Below are 14711 nucleotides of genomic sequence, written 5' to 3'. Positions count from 1 at the left end.
ATGATAACGAATGTCATGTGATATGAACACTGGAATGCGTCGCTGCGACGCGTTGGGAGAGGGCAGGCGGATGGCAAGCAAGAGCCAGGCAATTGCGATTGACAGCTTCCTCGACGGACTGAAGTTCAATCGCTTCCATCTGACCGTGCTCATCCTGTGTACGATCCTGACGGCGATCGATGGGTACGAGCTGTACATCGTCGGCTGGGTGCTGCCCGACCTGGCGCGCGATTTCGGCGTTTCGCGCACTGCCATCACCTCGGCAATGGTCGCACAGCAGACCGGCATGTTGCTTGGCGCGTTCGTCATTCCGCCGCTGGCGGATCGGATCGGGCGCCCGCGACTGCTGTTCTTCTGCTATGCCGGCATGGCGCTGAGTGCATTCGCGATCCTTTTCACCCATTCGCTGGTGCCGTTCGCGGTCTGCCGCTTCGTCGCCGGATTCTGTGGCACCGCCATGATCCCGATCCTGGTTTCGCTGGCGTCGGAAACTGCCCCGCAACGGCTGCGCTCCACGATGAGCACAATCACGGTCAGCGGCACGATGATCGGCGCGCTGCTCGGCGCGTTGATGCAGGGTTTCGTGCTCGAGCCGTTCGGCTGGCGCGGCGGATTCTGGATCGCGGTGGCGCTGCCGACGATCATGTTGCCCTTTGTCTATTTCATGCTGCCTGAATCGCTGCGCTCGCTCGCGGCGCGAAATCCGGACGATCCCAAGATCCAGACGCTGGCGCGCAAGATGGATCCGTCGCGCGAGGAGCCGGTCCTGCTGCACGTGCCGCCAAAGCCGGAGCGCGCGGCCGGCGCCATCCTGCTCGGCGACGTGTTCGGGCCGGGTCAGCGCGGCAAGACCTTCCTCATGTGGGCGATCACGATCTCCAGCTTCGTGTTCATCACGGCCGGGGTGTGGAAGACGACGATCTTCAAGGATGTGGTTGGCCTGCCTTGGCCGCAAGTGGCGCTGATCAACGGCGTGAACACGGTCGCCGGATTCATCGGCATGCTCACCATTGGGTTTTTCATCGACCGATTCGGCTTCAAGCGGGTGATGGCTTCGACGTTCATGCTGGCGGCGTTGTTCTCGCTGCTGATCGGCCTGACCGCGCCGACGATCCTGATGTTCTTCGCAGTCGGATTGATGGCGGTGTTCCAGCATGGCGGCCAAGCCAGCATCCCGGCGCTGGCGGCCGCGCTCTATCCGCCGCGCAGCCGTGCGACCGGCATCGGCTGGGCCTATGGCGCGGCCCGGGTGGCGTCGATCTTTGCGCCGCTGTTCGGGGCGTTCGTCCTCGGCGAGGGATTCAGCCCGGTCACGATCTTCGCATTGCTGGGCGTGCCCCTCGCTTCGGCAGGGATCTTCACCTATTGGCTGATGAGCCTGAAGGGCGCGCCGCAGCCGGTCCGCGCGGGCCATGGTCACTGACGATCGATCGCCCCGCGTCGACGCGCATGCGCATGTCTTCACCAGGGACATGCCATTCGCGGCCGACGCGCATTCGCGCCCGGATTACGATTATAGCGTGGAATCATGGCTGGCGGACATGGACGCGCATGGCATCACGCATGGCGTGATCGCAGCGGCCAGCCTGTTCGATGATGCCAATGCTTATACATTGTCGGCGCTCGCCGCGCATCGCGACCGGCTGCGCGGCACGGTGATCGTTCCGCCCGAGACGGATGCGGGAATGCTTTTCCGCTTAGCCGCGCAGGGCGTGGTTGGCGTGCGGCTGATGTGGCGGCGCGTCGATGAACTTCCCGACCTGTCGATTGACCCGTGGCGCGGCTTCTTGCATCGCATCGCCGATGCCGGGCTGCATGTCGAGCTATTGAGCCGCAGCGCCAGCCTGCCGACACTGCTGCCCGCGCTGGTCGCCGCCGGGGTGCCGGTCGTTGTCGATCATCTGGGCGTGCCGTCGCGCGATGCGGCGGAACGGCGTGTGGGGACCGATGCGCTGGTGCGCGCAGTCGAAACCGGGCGATGCTGGGTGAAGCTGTCCGCCGGCTTTCGCATGCCGTTCGACACCGCTGCCGAAGTGGCCCGCGACTCGCTCGAACGGGCCGGACCTGCGCGGCTACTGTGGGGTAGTGACGCGCCGTTCGTGAACCACGAAAGCGAACTTGGGTACGGCGACGCGATCGATCTCTATCGCCGTCTTGTCCCGGATCCTGCCGTCCGGGCAGCGATCGACCGCACGGCGTTCGACTTGTTCTTCAATCAGGGATGCTGAAATGACCGCGACCATGAGCCGCCGCGAACGCGCGATCGCCACTGCCGAACTCGAACTGGGGCTGGCCGATTTCTGGCACGACGTGGACACCAATTGGGGACGCAATGCCGGCGATTATTATGCGCCCGAGGCCGTCTATGCGTCGGGCCGGCTGCTGCTGGAGGGCCGGGAAGCCATCCAGGGTTTCTACAGCTGGCGCGAGGGGCGGGGCGAGCGTGTCGCGGTCCATGCGTTCAGCAACTTTCGCGCCGAGTTCGACGGGCAGGGGAGCGCGACCGCCAACTGGTACATGTTGCTATGGGCGGCCGACGGCGAAGCGCCGCGCGAGAGCGAAGCGCCGACCCGCATCAGCCGTGCGACCGAGACCTTTCGCTGGGACGAAGCCGAGCAGCGCTGGCTGTGCACGCGGCGCGAACTGGTCAATTTGTTCAAGGGCGGGGCGCAGCTGAATTTCAGCTGACTTCAGCAGTGCCGCCAACGAAAAAGGGCTGTTCCGGTACCATCGAAGATCGCGCCGCGCTGGAACGGGGGACTGAACGACCGAGCCGAACGTCCTGATGGCCAGGCCGGGAGTGTTGCTGACGGATGATACTGGCGATCGTGCGACGGTCCGCCGGCTGCAATCAGCGCCGCGTGCGGCCGCGTGCTTCGCGCAAGATGCTGGCATCGATGAGACTGGCCAGGCGATCACGTCCGCGCGGCGCACGCCGTTCCTGCTGCGCCAGCCATTGCTCTTCGAGCACCAGTACGTCCAGCAGATCGGCGGGCAGATCGGCCGGGAAGGCGAGCGTCGGCCACGATGCCGTCAGCTCGTCGCGCGTGAAGCCGCCAGTCGTGGCGAGCAACTGTTGCGCAACGCGCGGGTCGCGTCGGATTGCGCGCGAAGCGTCGATGACCGCGCGCACGAACGCCACGATGCGGGGTCGCAGCACCGGATCGGCGAGGTTGGCGGCAGTGCTGTTGAGATTGAACAATTCGCGGTAGACACCATCGCCGGAAAAGGTGATCGCATCCTTGCCGATCAGACGCGCGGCATTGGCAGCGTGCGGTTCCCAGATCGCCACCGCGTCCACCTCGTGTCGGGCGAGGGCGGCCGCCATGCCTGACAGCGGCGATACCCGTGCGATCGCGACGTCGTCGAGGCGAAGCCCTGCTTGCTCCAGCATCCGGGCGAGGAAAAAGCCGGCGGAGGTCGTAGGAATCGTGGCGATGCGCTTTCCCCTGAGATCGCGCAGCGCCGCGACGCCTGCCGACCGGCGCGCGACGATGCGGTAGCTGCCTTCTGTCACGGTCAGGATGATGCGGAGGTCGGGACGGTCCACCGAATAACGCAGCGCCTGCGTTTCGGCATGGGTCGCAATGTCGGCGCGCCCTTCGTCTCCCAGGCTGGCCACGCGCGGTGCACCGACCAGATTGCCGATCCCGCCGTTGCGCACGTCGGCGCCGCCAGGAAAGAAATGGCGTGCAGCCAGCAGGACGGGTGCGATCTCCAGCGTCTCAAGGCTGCCGCGTACCTGCAGTGCGGGGCCGTCGGTCACGTGTCGTCCACGCGCTGCGCAGGCGCCAATCCCCAGCGCGGGCAGGGTGGCGAGTGCGTGAATTAGATGCCGCCGCTGGATCAAGCCACTCTCCTCGTCTGTCTCGCGCCCGATCTACATCGTTCCGCGCCCGGCCAGAACCATAACCGCTGGTTATCCGACCATGCCCCAATAGGCATTAGATTGTTCGCTATGGACGAATATAATTCATTAATATCTAACAACACAACCGGCAAACTACCTGCACGGCATCGTGCGGGAGGGGGAGAGTGAATAATGAAGGCCTTGGCAAACCGCGAGTACAGGTCGAGCGTGCCGACCGGCCTGACCAGCATGACGGCGCTCGCTGCCATGCTGACGATGGCAAGCGTTCAGCCGGCAATGGCAGCGATGCAGCAGGCCGACGTTCCGGCGTCGGCCAGCCCCGATACGTCGCCTGAGCCGGCCGGCGACAGCGCTGAGATCACGGTCACTGGCACTCGCATTTCCGGCTTCACCGCGCCCACGCCCGTGACCACGGTTGGCGAGGAGCAACTGCAGGACCGCGGCGTCCGCAATATCGCCGACCTGCTGACCGACGTGCCGGCGCTCAAGGCGAACCAGAACACCGGCACGTCGAGCCAGCCGATCGGCGCGAGCAACCTCGACCTACGTGGTCTTGGCGCCAACCGCACCTTGTTGCTGGTCGATGGCCGGCGGTTTGCGGCCACCGATCCGTCGGGCGGCGTCGATATCAACGTCATACCGGTCGGGCTGATCCGCCGTATCGACATCGTCACCGGCGGCGCATCGGCAGCCTACGGCTCGGACGCAGTGTCGGGCGTGGTCAACATCGTGCTCGACAACCGCTTCGAAGGGCTGAAGGGCGATGTCCAATACGGCATCTCCACCTATGGCGATGTGGCGACGCCTGGGGCGTCGTTGACCGCGGGTCGTGCTTTTGCGGACGGGCGGCTCCATGTCGTGGCGTCGGCGGATTACTTCCGCAACGGTGGCCAGTTGTGGCAAAGTTCACGCCCTTGGGCGCGCGGCGGCTATGCGATCCTGACCAATCCGGCCTATCCCGGCACACCTGGCGCGCCGCGGCAGCTGATCCTGCCCGATGCGCGCTTCACGCAGATGACGCTGGGCGGGGTAACTGCGCGCAACAGCCCGGCGGCGTTGAGGGGGCTTCAGTTCGGCCCGGGCGGCACGGTGCTGCCGTTCAACTACGGCACCTCGATCGGCAGTGTCTATATGGCGGGCGGGGACGGCGCCTCACTCTCGGACACGTCGAACATCCTGCCCGTGCTGGAACGCGTTTCCGGCTATGGCCGGATCACGTTCGACGTCAGCGACGAGATCAGCGTCTATGCCGACGCGCTGGTCTCACGCGCCGACATCTTCTCGGACGGCACGACGGCGACCGACAATGGCAATTTGGTCATTCGCCGGGACAATGCGTTCCTGCCGTCGCAAGTTCGCAACATCCTGCTGGCGAACAACCTCACCCAGTTCAGTATGGGACGCGTGGCGGGCGAGGATGGTCCGTTCACCAACACCGTCGACAATACCGTGCAGCGCTATGGCTTCGGCATCGATGGAAAGATCGGCGCGAGCTGGAAGTGGAACGCCTTTGTCCAGTTGAGCCGTAACGATTATTATCGCGAGGACGGCAACAACCGCAACGATCCGCGCTTCCTGCTCGGCCTCGACAGCGTGATCAACCCGGCGACGAACCAGCCGATCTGCCGCGCGCTGCTCAACAATCCGAACCCGACCGCCGCGCAGGATCCCTATGGCGACATTCGCGCCTGCGTGCCGATCAACCCGTTCGGCGCCGGGTCGATCAGCCGGCAGGCCCTAGATTACTACAAGGGCACGGCGGTGATGATGGCCCGTCAACAGCAGGATGTCTATTCGCTCGGCCTGGAAGGGACGGTGTTCGACACCTGGGCAGGGCCGGTTTCGCTTGCTGTCGGCGGCGAATATCGCACGGAACGCGTGCGCGCTGATGTGGACGAAATTTCGGTGCTGCGGCGCTGGAAGACGGTCAATCCACAGCCGCTGAGCGGTAAGCTGAACGTCAAGGAGGCCTTTGCCGAGGTGGTTGTGCCCTTGCTGCGCGAATCCGCGCTCGGCAAGCATCTGGACGTCAATGGCGCGGTGCGCGTGACCGACTATTCGACCAGCGGCAGCGTGACGACTTGGAAAATAGGGGGCAACTACACCCCGTTCGACGACCTGCGGCTGCGCGCCACCTATTCCCGCGATATCCGCGCTGCGAACATCAACGAACTGTTCTCCGGCCAGTCGCAGTTCTTCAATAACATCACCAATCCCGTCACCAACGTTCAGCTCAACACCCTCCAGCTGACCGGCGGCAATCCCGCGCTGACGCCGGAGCGGGCACGGGCACTGACGGCGGGCCTCGTCTATCAGCCTTCCTGGGTGCCGGGCCTGCGTTTGTCGGTCGATTATTATTCGATCGACATCAGCAACGCGATCGCCTCGCTGACCGGGCAGCAGATCGTCGATGGCTGCCTGGTCCGGCAGCAGGCCGATCTGTGTCCGGCGATCACGTTCAACGGCAACGTGATCACCGCGGTCCAGGCGACGCTGATCAACGCCGCAGGCGCCAAGACCAGCGGCGTGGATTTCGAGGCGAGCTATTCCATGCCGGTCGGCGCCGGGCGGATCGAGACGCGCGCGCTGGTCAACTATGTCGCGGAGCTTACCACCACGCTGAATGGCGTCACGGTTGATTATGCTGGGCAGACCGGCAGCACCGGCACGGTTGGGCCGGCGGGAGGCATTCCCAAGTGGCGCGGCGTGCTGTCGGCCAACTATCGCGACGAGCGCACCGCGATCGGCGCGCAGTTGCGCTATGTCGATGGCGGCACGTTGAACGTCAGCTTCGTGGAGGGCGTGGACATCGACGACAACAGCGTCCCGGCGCGGACCTATCTGGATCTCAACGCGTCCTATCGCGTCACGCCCAACGTCCAGTTCTTTGCCAGCATCGATAATGTCCTGAACACCGCGCCGCCGCTGACGCCCAATGCGATCACTGCACCGAGCTATGCCTCGTCCGCCTTCTATGATCGCATCGGCCGGTTCATGACGATCGGCGCGCGGTTCAAATTCTGATACCGGCCTCGACTAGAAGCGACCGGTCGATCAGGCGATCGAGTTCGGGACGGCTGCGCGGAGCGCGGCCGTCCTGGACCGCGAGCCAACGCTCTTCCGCGACCATGGTATCGAGCAGGGCAGGGGACAGGCTGGCCGGAAAACGGTGGTGCGGCCAGGCCGCGGCGATCAGATTCTCCGCAAATCCGCTGCTCGCCGCGAGCAGTGGCCATATCTTCTCCGGGCGATCGGCGGCGGTGCGGCAAGCGCCGACCAGCGCGCGCATGAACGCAACCAGCGCCGCCCGCTTCGTCGCATCGCCCAGCACGGCGGTGGTCGTATTCAGGTTGTAGAATTCGCGATAGGCGGTGGGATCGGCAAAGGTGATCGCGTCCTGGCCGATGGCGCGCATGGCCCGCTCGCCTTCCGGCTCCCAGATTGCCATCGCATCGATCCGCCGCTCAGTCAGGGCCTGCGCCATTTCGCTCGGACGAAGTGCGACGCGAACGATGTCGCCGTCGTTCAGCCCGGCTTTGCCAAGCAGACGGTGAAGGAAGAAGGCTGCCGACGTCCTCTCGAACACGCCGACGCGCTTGCCGGCAAGGTCGGCGACGCTTGAAATCCCGGCCGAGCGGCGCGCCACCACGCGGTAGAGGCCCTCCGTCACCGTCATGACGATGCGCAGGTCGGGATTGGCGACCGAGAGTCGCAACAACTGCGTCTCCGCCTGCGCCGCGGCGTCTGCAGCGCCTGGAAAGCGGTCGAGCGCGCCCGCCACTTGCCCCTCGAAGAGATTGGGGATGCCGCCGGGCAGGATCGAAGCCGACCCGCCGCCAGGTGCCGCTGCGAGCAAGACCGGGCCTACCTCAAGTACATCGGGCCGCGCGGCGACACGCAGGGGCGCCAGCGGCGGCGAAGCGGGCGGTCGCATGCCGGCCGAACAGCCCGCCACCAATGAGCCGGCCGCCGCCAGCACGCCGGTGGCGAACTGACGGCGGCCGATCGTCCCCGCGTCAACCGGTCCCCACCGGCTATCGGGAGCGATGCCGGTCAAAGCCGAAGCCGCCCGCCGACGGCGATGAAGGTGCCGCGCCGGTCAAAGAATTGCGAGCTGGCGATCGTCGGCTGCGTGATCCCATTCGGCGCAATCGGCGGATAGACGTTGAACAGGTTTTCGACGCGGCCGTAGAGTTCGATTGCCGTATTCAGCTTGTACGAGGCCGAGAGGTCGACATAGCTGCGCCCCGAGATGTTGTTGTCAGCAATGTCCAGCGTCGTGATGTTGAACCGCGTGTCGAACTTGCCACCGTCGATATAGCGATAGCCGATGCCGAACCGCCAAGTATCGGTCGAATAGGTCGCGTCGAGGTTGACGCGCCATTCCGGCACCCCCTGCGGCGGGGGCGCGACTCCCGCCAGGCCGACATAATCGTTGGTCACGCCATTCGACGTGGTCGATAGTTCGGCGACATAGTTGGCGAGGCCGCGCAGATTGAGTTCGCCGCCGCCCAGTGCGAAGCGATATTGCAGTTCGACGTCCACGCCGCTGGTCTTGAGCGAGTCGGCGTTGAACGGGATGACGTTGACCTGGCTGATGATCTGCGTGGCCGGATCGCGGACCACGCCGGCGCAGAATTCAGTGCGCCCCTCCTCGCAGAAATTGACGATGCTCTGCGCTGCGATGACCGATACCGCGTCGTTGATCTTGATCCGGTAGTAATCGACCGACGCTCGCAAGCCGGGCAGGAAGCTGGGCGTGAAGATCACGCCGCCCGTGAAGGTATCCGCCTTTTCCGGCTGCAGCGCGATGTTGCCGCTGGTGATCTGGACCGTCTGGCGCGAGATGTTGGTGCGCGGATCGACGATCGCGTTGATGACCTGATTGCCGCGCGAAAACAGCTCGAAGTTGTTAGGCGCGCGGATGTCACGCGACAAGGTGGCGCGCAGACGCAGGTCGGCAAAGGGCGAATAGTTGGCGCCAACCTTCCAGGTCGTGACGCCGCCGCTCAACTCGTAATCGGTATAGCGGATCGCCCCGTTGATATCGAGATTCTCGGCAAATCGGCTGCCGCGGGCCAGCGGCACGACCACTTCGGCGTACCCTTCCTTGACGTCGAATTCGCCATCGAACGGCTGGGCGTTGACCGAGCGCCAGCGACGGGCGGCCGAGTCCGGATCGGAGCGCAATGAGGTCTGCTCGCGCCGATACTCGGCACCCAGCGCGACCTTCACCTCGCCGGCCCAGGTAGAAAACGGGCTGCCCGACAGATTGACGGCGAACACATCCTGCTCCTGCCGCGACCGCAGATACGAGGTGCCGCGGTAGTAGCCTAGCGCCGCCTGGCTGATCGAACCCGCGCCGAACGGATTGATCGGAACACAGCCGCGAAGGTCGCCATAAGGATCCTGCGCCGCTGACGGATTGGGGTTGTTCAACAGGGCGCGGCAGACCGGTTGGCCGGTGGCGGGGTTCACCACCGTGTCGAGTCCGAGCGTGAAGCGGTTGTTGATGCGGTTGTTGAAGCTTAGCTGGTCATAGTCATTGCGGCTGATCTGTCCCGAGACGTCCCAGGTCCAGCTGCCGCCGAAACGCCCCTCAAGCCCGAAGGTGAACCGGCGGCTCACCGTGGTGCTTTCGAAGCGCGACAATTCGTCCTCGAAATGGATCCGGCCCATGGTGATGCTGGTCAGCCCGGCGGCGGCCATCGCCGATCGCAGCGCGAGGGGGAGGAACGCATTGTCGTTCCGGATCGTGAGGTTGCCGTTGTCGGGATTGGGCGTGAGGTCAGACAGCGAGTCGACCTTGGCATAGATGAAGTCGCTGAAGAACTTCAGATTCTCAGACAGTTCGATGCGGATGCCGCCAAAGGCAGTGAAGCGTTCGATTTCGGGCAGAATATTGCCTTCATCGGTCACTTGAGCGCCGTCGCCGCCGGTCATGAACGTGCCGCCGATATTGGTGCCGTAGACGAACGGGATGGGCTGTCCATTGGGGCCGAACTGTACGCCGGTGCCGGTCGGGAAACCGAGCCGCTGGGCAAGGGCTAGGCCGTTCGCGCGGGTCAGGACGCCGCCCGCGGTCATCTGGCTGAAGCGCGCATTGTCGGAAATGATCAGGCGCGGCTGGCCATTGGTCGGGGTGTAGGCAGGGTTGGTCAGCAACGCGGTCTGCCTGTTGCCCCATGGGCGTTCGGCTTGCGAAGTCTGGCCGCTGTTGCGCAGATAGTCGCCGGCGACGGTCAGCTGGACCTTACCGTCCGCGAACGAGGTGCCATAAGCGCCGCTGATCGACGGCCGACGGTGATCGTCATAGATCGTCTGCCCATAGGACGCGTCGAGCCGCAGGCCCTGTAGGTTCTTGTTCAGCACGAAATTGACCACACCGGCCACTGCATCCGAACCATAGGCCGCTGACGCGCCGCCCGTGACGATCTCCACGCTGCTGATCAGCGCCACCGGCACGATGTTGGTGTCGATCGTTCCTGCCGGATCGGTAAAGCCGACCCGGCGCCCGTCGATGAGCACCAGCGTGCGCTGTGTACCCAGCCCGCGCAGATCGGCGTTCGAGGCGCCGATCGGCTCGCTGGATTTGCCGATATTCTGGTTGATGCGCAGCTGTGGCACGTCGTCCAGCAGTTCCGACACGGTGCTGACCGCCTTGGATTCAAGTTCTGCCTGGCCGACGGTGGTGAGCGGGGTCGGAGCGGTGAAGCCGCTGATGCGCGTGCCGGTGACGGTGATCGCATCGTTCTCGCCCGTCACTTCGGCTGCCGGGTCCGACGGAGCCTCGGGCGGCGCTGCGGTCTGCGCGAACGCCGCCATCGGCGACAGCAGGGGAATGCCCGCCATCAGGGCGAACAAGGCAGTCTGGTGGAACGGGCGAGTGAGCGCGCGGGTGCGCCGCGACAGGCATTTGGCGGCGGCGAACGGCGTCCGTCCAGCAAGATCCTCGACCACGATATCCTCCCGATCTTCAATTTGGTATGAACGCATTATGTTCAATATAAGCAGATGATCCAATCGCCATTGGGTTGCGACCGATACCGGTGTGGCATCGGAGAAGGGGAAATTGAACACTAGGCAATTGATAATATCCGGTATAAGCAAATGACATTGCATATAAGCATATCGGAGAGCGAACGTGGCGGCAGCGATGAAGGGTAGGATTCTGGCGCCTCCATCGCGGATGGGCGCTTACCAGCTGATCGTTGTGGTGTTGTGCTGCCTGATCAACATCGCCGACGGCTTCGATGTCGTTTCACTTGCCGTTGCCGCGCCTGCTCTGACGCGCGAATGGGGGATCGACCCTGCGCTGCTCGGCGGGATGTTCAGCGCGGGTGCCTGCGGCCTGGTGATCGGCGCGTTCGTCATCGGCCCGATGGCGGACAAGGTCGGTCGCCGACCGATCATGCTGGCAGCGCTCGGCACGCTCGCGACGATGCTGTTGCTGAGCGGGATGGCGGCCAACATCTGGCAGTTGTTTGTCTGCCGCACCATCACCGGCATCGGACTTGGCACACTGGTCGTGTGCCTCAACACGACGGTCGCCGAATATGCGAGCGACAAGTCGCGCAACATGGCGCTGGCGATCCTGCATATCGGGTTCAGCACGGGATCGATGCTGGGCAGCGCGATCGCGGCAGTCGCGCTGGATCAAGGCAGCTGGCGGATGATCTTCTTTGCCGCGGGCGCCCTGAACGTCGTCACATTCGTGTTCAGCATCTTCCTGTTGGGCGAGTCGCGCGAATTCCTGGCGCGCCGCCAAGCGCCAGGCGATCTGGACCGGATCAACCGCCTGAACCGCCGCATGGGTATACCCGAGTTGACGGCGCTGCCCGTCCTGCCGCCCCAGGCCGCCGAGCGCACCGGTACGTTCCGCCTCATGCTGGCGCCCGATATCCGTGCGCAGACGTTGCTGATCTGGGTGGCGTCCGTCACCTATGCGCTGGTCGGCTATTTCATCATGAACTGGAAGCCGACCATCTTCGCCAATGCCGGACTGACGCCATCGATGGCGGCGGCGGCCGGCGTGGTGACGGGCGCGTTCGGGACGGCAGGCCATCTCAGCTTCGGATTGCTCGGCCGGCGTATCGGCGAGGTCCGGCTGACCATGTGGTGCCTGGTCGGCGCGGCGATCACGCTGGTCGTGTTCGGCTCGATGCCGCCCGCACACTTGCCGCTGGTGCTGGTCGCCGGGCTGACCAGCTTCTTCATCGTCGGCGCCTATACCGGCTTCTTCCTGATCGCAGTGGTGATGTACCCGCCCGCGATCCAGAATGCCGGCGTGGGCTTCATCGTCGGCTTTGGCCGCGTGGGGGCGGTGATCGGTCCTGCGATTGGCGGCTTCCTGCTAAGCGCGGGGCTTAGCCGGATGGACACCTATTATGTGTTCGCCGCCATCGCGGTCATCCCGGCCGTGACCATGTATGTCGCCTATCGTCTGGCGCTGCGCACCTCGTTCAGCAGCGAGACGCCCGAGCCGCAAGCGCTGATTGCCGAACCGGCGCGATAAGCGCCGACGCCATGGCTTCCCGCCAAAAGTAGAACAGGAGAATGAGGATGGTCCCTGAAGGTGAGACGGTTGAAGGCGGATGTCTGTGCGGCGCGATCCGCTACAAGCTGACCGGTCCGACATTGTACTGCACGCAGTGCTGCTGCATCGATTGCCAGAAGGCGACCGGCACCGGGCACACCACGATCATCGGCATCCATCGCGACCAGCTGGATGTCGCGGGTTCGCCCAAAATATACACGACGCACGGTGATACGGGCGGCCGGGTCAATCGGCACTTTTGTGGCGAGTGCGGCGGGCGGCTCTATACCTCGGGCGATCTGCCGGGCCCCATCGTGATGGTACAGGCCGGATCGCTCGACGATCCCAATGTCGTAACGCCGTCGACCGTCATCTACACGAAGGATGCGACCCAGTGGGACCGGTTCGATCCCGCGCTTCCGGCCTTTCCGGCGATGGGCAAGCGGTCGCCCGAAGCGCAGGCGGCGCTTGACGAAATCAAGCGGCGGCCCGTGACTACTGCCGTGATGTAGCTGATTGATCCCGAGGGTGCGGCGGACCTCCACCAGCGATGATCCCTCGCCCTCTCGCTGCCGGAGTGTCTGGGTGAGCTGCGCTCCGGCGATAAAACGGGATGATTGAACGGGCCGCGTTCGGAGGTCCGGCTTTTCTGCGTTTTGTATAATCAGAACGGATGAGCACCATGAGGAACCCAGCTTGCGACGAGAACGTCGCCTTCCTCGCCCTGCGCTACAAGCGGGCGGTGCATGCCTATTTCCTCCGCCGGGTCGCCGATCGCGCCGAGGCGGACGACCTGACGCAGGAAGTCTATGCCGCGCTGGCGCGCCGGGGGCAGGGGGACGAGGTCGAGAACCTCGAGGGCTATGTCTTTCGCGTGGCGACCAACCTGTTGCGGGATCGCGCCCGTCGCAAGCGGACCCAGCCCGAGCTTGAGAGCACCGGTTCCGCCGATCCGTTCGCGCGACTGATCGATCCCATATCGCCCGAACGACAGGCGATCGGGCGCGATGATTATCAGCGGTTCATCGAAGCGCTGGAAACGCTGCCCGAGCGACCGCGGATGGTGTTCGTCCTCAACCGTTTCGAAGAAATGAGCGGCCGGGAAATCGCGGCTTTGCTGGGACTGTCGCAACGGCAGATCGAGAAGGATATCAGCCGCGTGCTCACGCTGCTACGGACGCGGCTGTCATGATGGATCTGCGCTCCCAATTGCCGCCCGACGCGCCCGACGAGGCGGCGGTGTGGTGGGCAACGCGGCGCCAGCTCGACCCGGAGCGATTCGCGTCGGACAGCACGTTCGCGGACTGGCTGGCCGACCCTGCGAACGCCGCGGGCTGGCATGCGATCGACGAGCGGATCGAGCGGATCGGCAGCTATGCGTCGATGCCCGAGATCCGGGAGATGCGTCGTGCTGCCCTGGAACTGGCGCGGGCCAAACGTCGCCCGGTTCGCCAACGTTGGGTGCTCGGGACGGCGCTTGCCGCCAGCCTGGTCGGCGCGATCGGCGGCGGCATGTTGCTGTGGCCAGCGCCACGAACGGCGATTTCGTCAGGAGAGCAGGTCCAGCGTTACGCTACCGCGATTGGACAGCGTCGCGACGTCGTGTTGGGCGACGGATCGAAGGTAACGCTGAACACCGACTCGCTGGTCGAAGTGCGTTATTCAGACGATCGCCGCGACGTGCGCCTGCTGCAGGGGCAAGCGATGTTCCACGTTGCCAAAAACGCGCGGCGTCCGTTCGTCGTGGCGGCCGGCAACCGTCAGATTACCGCACTCGGCACCGCCTTCGACGTCCAGGTCAAACGCGAGGGGCAAGTGCAGGTCTTGCTGGTAGAGGGCAGTGTGCGGGTGGATTCGGTGCGTCGCACGGGGTTGGCCAGGCTTATCCCTGCGCTGGACCGAACCGATTTGAGCCCGGGGCAGCAACTGGTCAGCGACGGGGCCGACCTGGTCGATGTCAGCGCCGCCGATGTCGAACGCGCCACAGCCTGGAACCGGGGCACGCTGATCTTTCGATCCGACAGCCTCGCCGATGCGATCAAGGAAGTGAACCGATATTCCGCCGTGCCGCTGGTCGTCGACGATCCCGCCATCGCGCGGCTCAAGGTGAGCGGAATCTTTCCGGCAGCCGATCGCGACGATTTTCTCGCCGCGCTGGAGGCGCTCTATCCGCTCGGCGCCCAGAACGAGCCCGGCGGTACGATACGCCTCGTCTGGCGCAAGCAGCGCGCTAATCAGCCTGACTGATAATTTTTTACGGTTTGGCGTTCGGACCCCCGATCGGACTGCGTCTTTACTAGCATA

General features: G+C 64.7%; 11 protein-coding genes. 8 read left to right on the top strand and 3 right to left on the bottom strand.

All coding sequences use genetic code 11. The features are described 5' to 3' along the window. The first annotated feature begins 70 nt into the window (after nucleotides 1–70). From BFL28_RS17785 to BFL28_RS17775, 3 genes are read left to right on the top strand one after another with little or no spacing between them, the layout of a single operon-like run. Nucleotides 71–1423 carry an MFS transporter gene (locus BFL28_RS17785; RefSeq protein ID WP_069321857.1) on the top strand — a complete coding sequence of 451 codons (1353 nt, stop codon included), beginning with the start codon at nucleotides 71–73 and terminating at the stop codon, nucleotides 1421–1423. Continuing rightward, complete coding sequence (locus BFL28_RS17780; protein WP_069321856.1) at nucleotides 1413–2228, top strand: amidohydrolase family protein; 816 nt, start codon at nucleotides 1413–1415, stop codon at nucleotides 2226–2228. The genes BFL28_RS17785 and BFL28_RS17780 overlap by 11 nt, the downstream gene beginning before the upstream one ends. A 1-nt stretch (nucleotide 2229) precedes the next feature. Next, nucleotides 2230–2688: a hypothetical protein gene (locus tag BFL28_RS17775; protein WP_079247275.1), complete on the top strand. Its 459-nt coding sequence runs from the start codon at nucleotides 2230–2232 to the stop codon at nucleotides 2686–2688. A 163-nt stretch (nucleotides 2689–2851) separates the two neighbouring features. Here BFL28_RS17775 and BFL28_RS17770 read toward each other — a convergent pair whose 3' ends face one another. After that, nucleotides 2852–3766: an ABC transporter substrate-binding protein gene (locus BFL28_RS17770; protein ID WP_069321855.1), complete on the bottom strand. Its 915-nt coding sequence runs from the start codon at nucleotides 3764–3766 to the stop codon at nucleotides 2852–2854. A 276-nt stretch (nucleotides 3767–4042) separates the two neighbouring features. Between BFL28_RS17770 and BFL28_RS17765 the strand changes: the two genes are divergently transcribed. Next, a complete protein-coding gene (locus BFL28_RS17765; protein WP_069321854.1) occupies nucleotides 4043–6895 on the top strand; it encodes a TonB-dependent receptor domain-containing protein in 2853 nt (950 codons plus the stop codon). On the opposite strand, the gene BFL28_RS17760 is transcribed toward BFL28_RS17765, so the two are convergent. Both BFL28_RS17760 and BFL28_RS17755 read right to left on the bottom strand, forming a co-directional pair. Next, nucleotides 6885–7928 (bottom strand): ABC transporter substrate-binding protein, encoded by a 1044-nt coding sequence (locus BFL28_RS17760; RefSeq protein WP_206599146.1) that lies wholly within the window; start codon nucleotides 7926–7928, stop codon nucleotides 6885–6887. The genes BFL28_RS17765 and BFL28_RS17760 overlap by 11 nt on opposite strands. Continuing rightward, the gene (locus BFL28_RS17755) at nucleotides 7925–10867 is read right to left on the bottom strand and encodes a TonB-dependent receptor plug domain-containing protein (protein WP_241527390.1); all 2943 of its coding nucleotides are present in this window, start codon (nucleotides 10865–10867) and stop codon (nucleotides 7925–7927) included. Before BFL28_RS17755 ends, BFL28_RS17760 begins: the two co-directional genes overlap by 4 nt. A 160-nt stretch (nucleotides 10868–11027) precedes the next feature. On the opposite strand from BFL28_RS17755, the gene BFL28_RS17750 reads away from it, so the two are divergent. The 4 genes from BFL28_RS17750 (at nucleotide 11028) to BFL28_RS17735 (ending at nucleotide 14654) form a co-directional block, all read left to right on the top strand. Next, complete coding sequence (locus tag BFL28_RS17750; protein WP_131818686.1) at nucleotides 11028–12386, top strand: MFS transporter; 1359 nt, start codon at nucleotides 11028–11030, stop codon at nucleotides 12384–12386. Nucleotides 12387–12433: 47 nt separating this feature from the next. Beyond that, nucleotides 12434–12919 (top strand): GFA family protein, encoded by a 486-nt coding sequence (locus BFL28_RS17745; protein WP_069321852.1) that lies wholly within the window; start codon nucleotides 12434–12436, stop codon nucleotides 12917–12919. 170 nt (nucleotides 12920–13089) lie between these two features. Then, entirely contained in the window at nucleotides 13090–13599 is a 510-nt protein-coding gene (locus BFL28_RS17740) for an RNA polymerase sigma factor (RefSeq protein ID WP_158011679.1), read from the top strand. Then, nucleotides 13599–14654: a FecR family protein gene (locus BFL28_RS17735; protein WP_206599145.1), complete on the top strand. Its 1056-nt coding sequence runs from the start codon at nucleotides 13599–13601 to the stop codon at nucleotides 14652–14654. The genes BFL28_RS17740 and BFL28_RS17735 overlap by 1 nt, the downstream gene beginning before the upstream one ends. Nucleotides 14655–14711 lie beyond the last annotated feature (57 nt).

The sequence above is a fragment of the Sphingomonas turrisvirgatae genome (genome assembly GCF_001721295.1).
Taxonomy (GTDB): domain Bacteria; phylum Pseudomonadota; class Alphaproteobacteria; order Sphingomonadales; family Sphingomonadaceae; genus Sphingomonas; species Sphingomonas turrisvirgatae.
The sequence above is the reverse complement of the archived record's forward strand: the minus strand, read 5'-3'. Positions and strand labels throughout refer to the sequence as shown.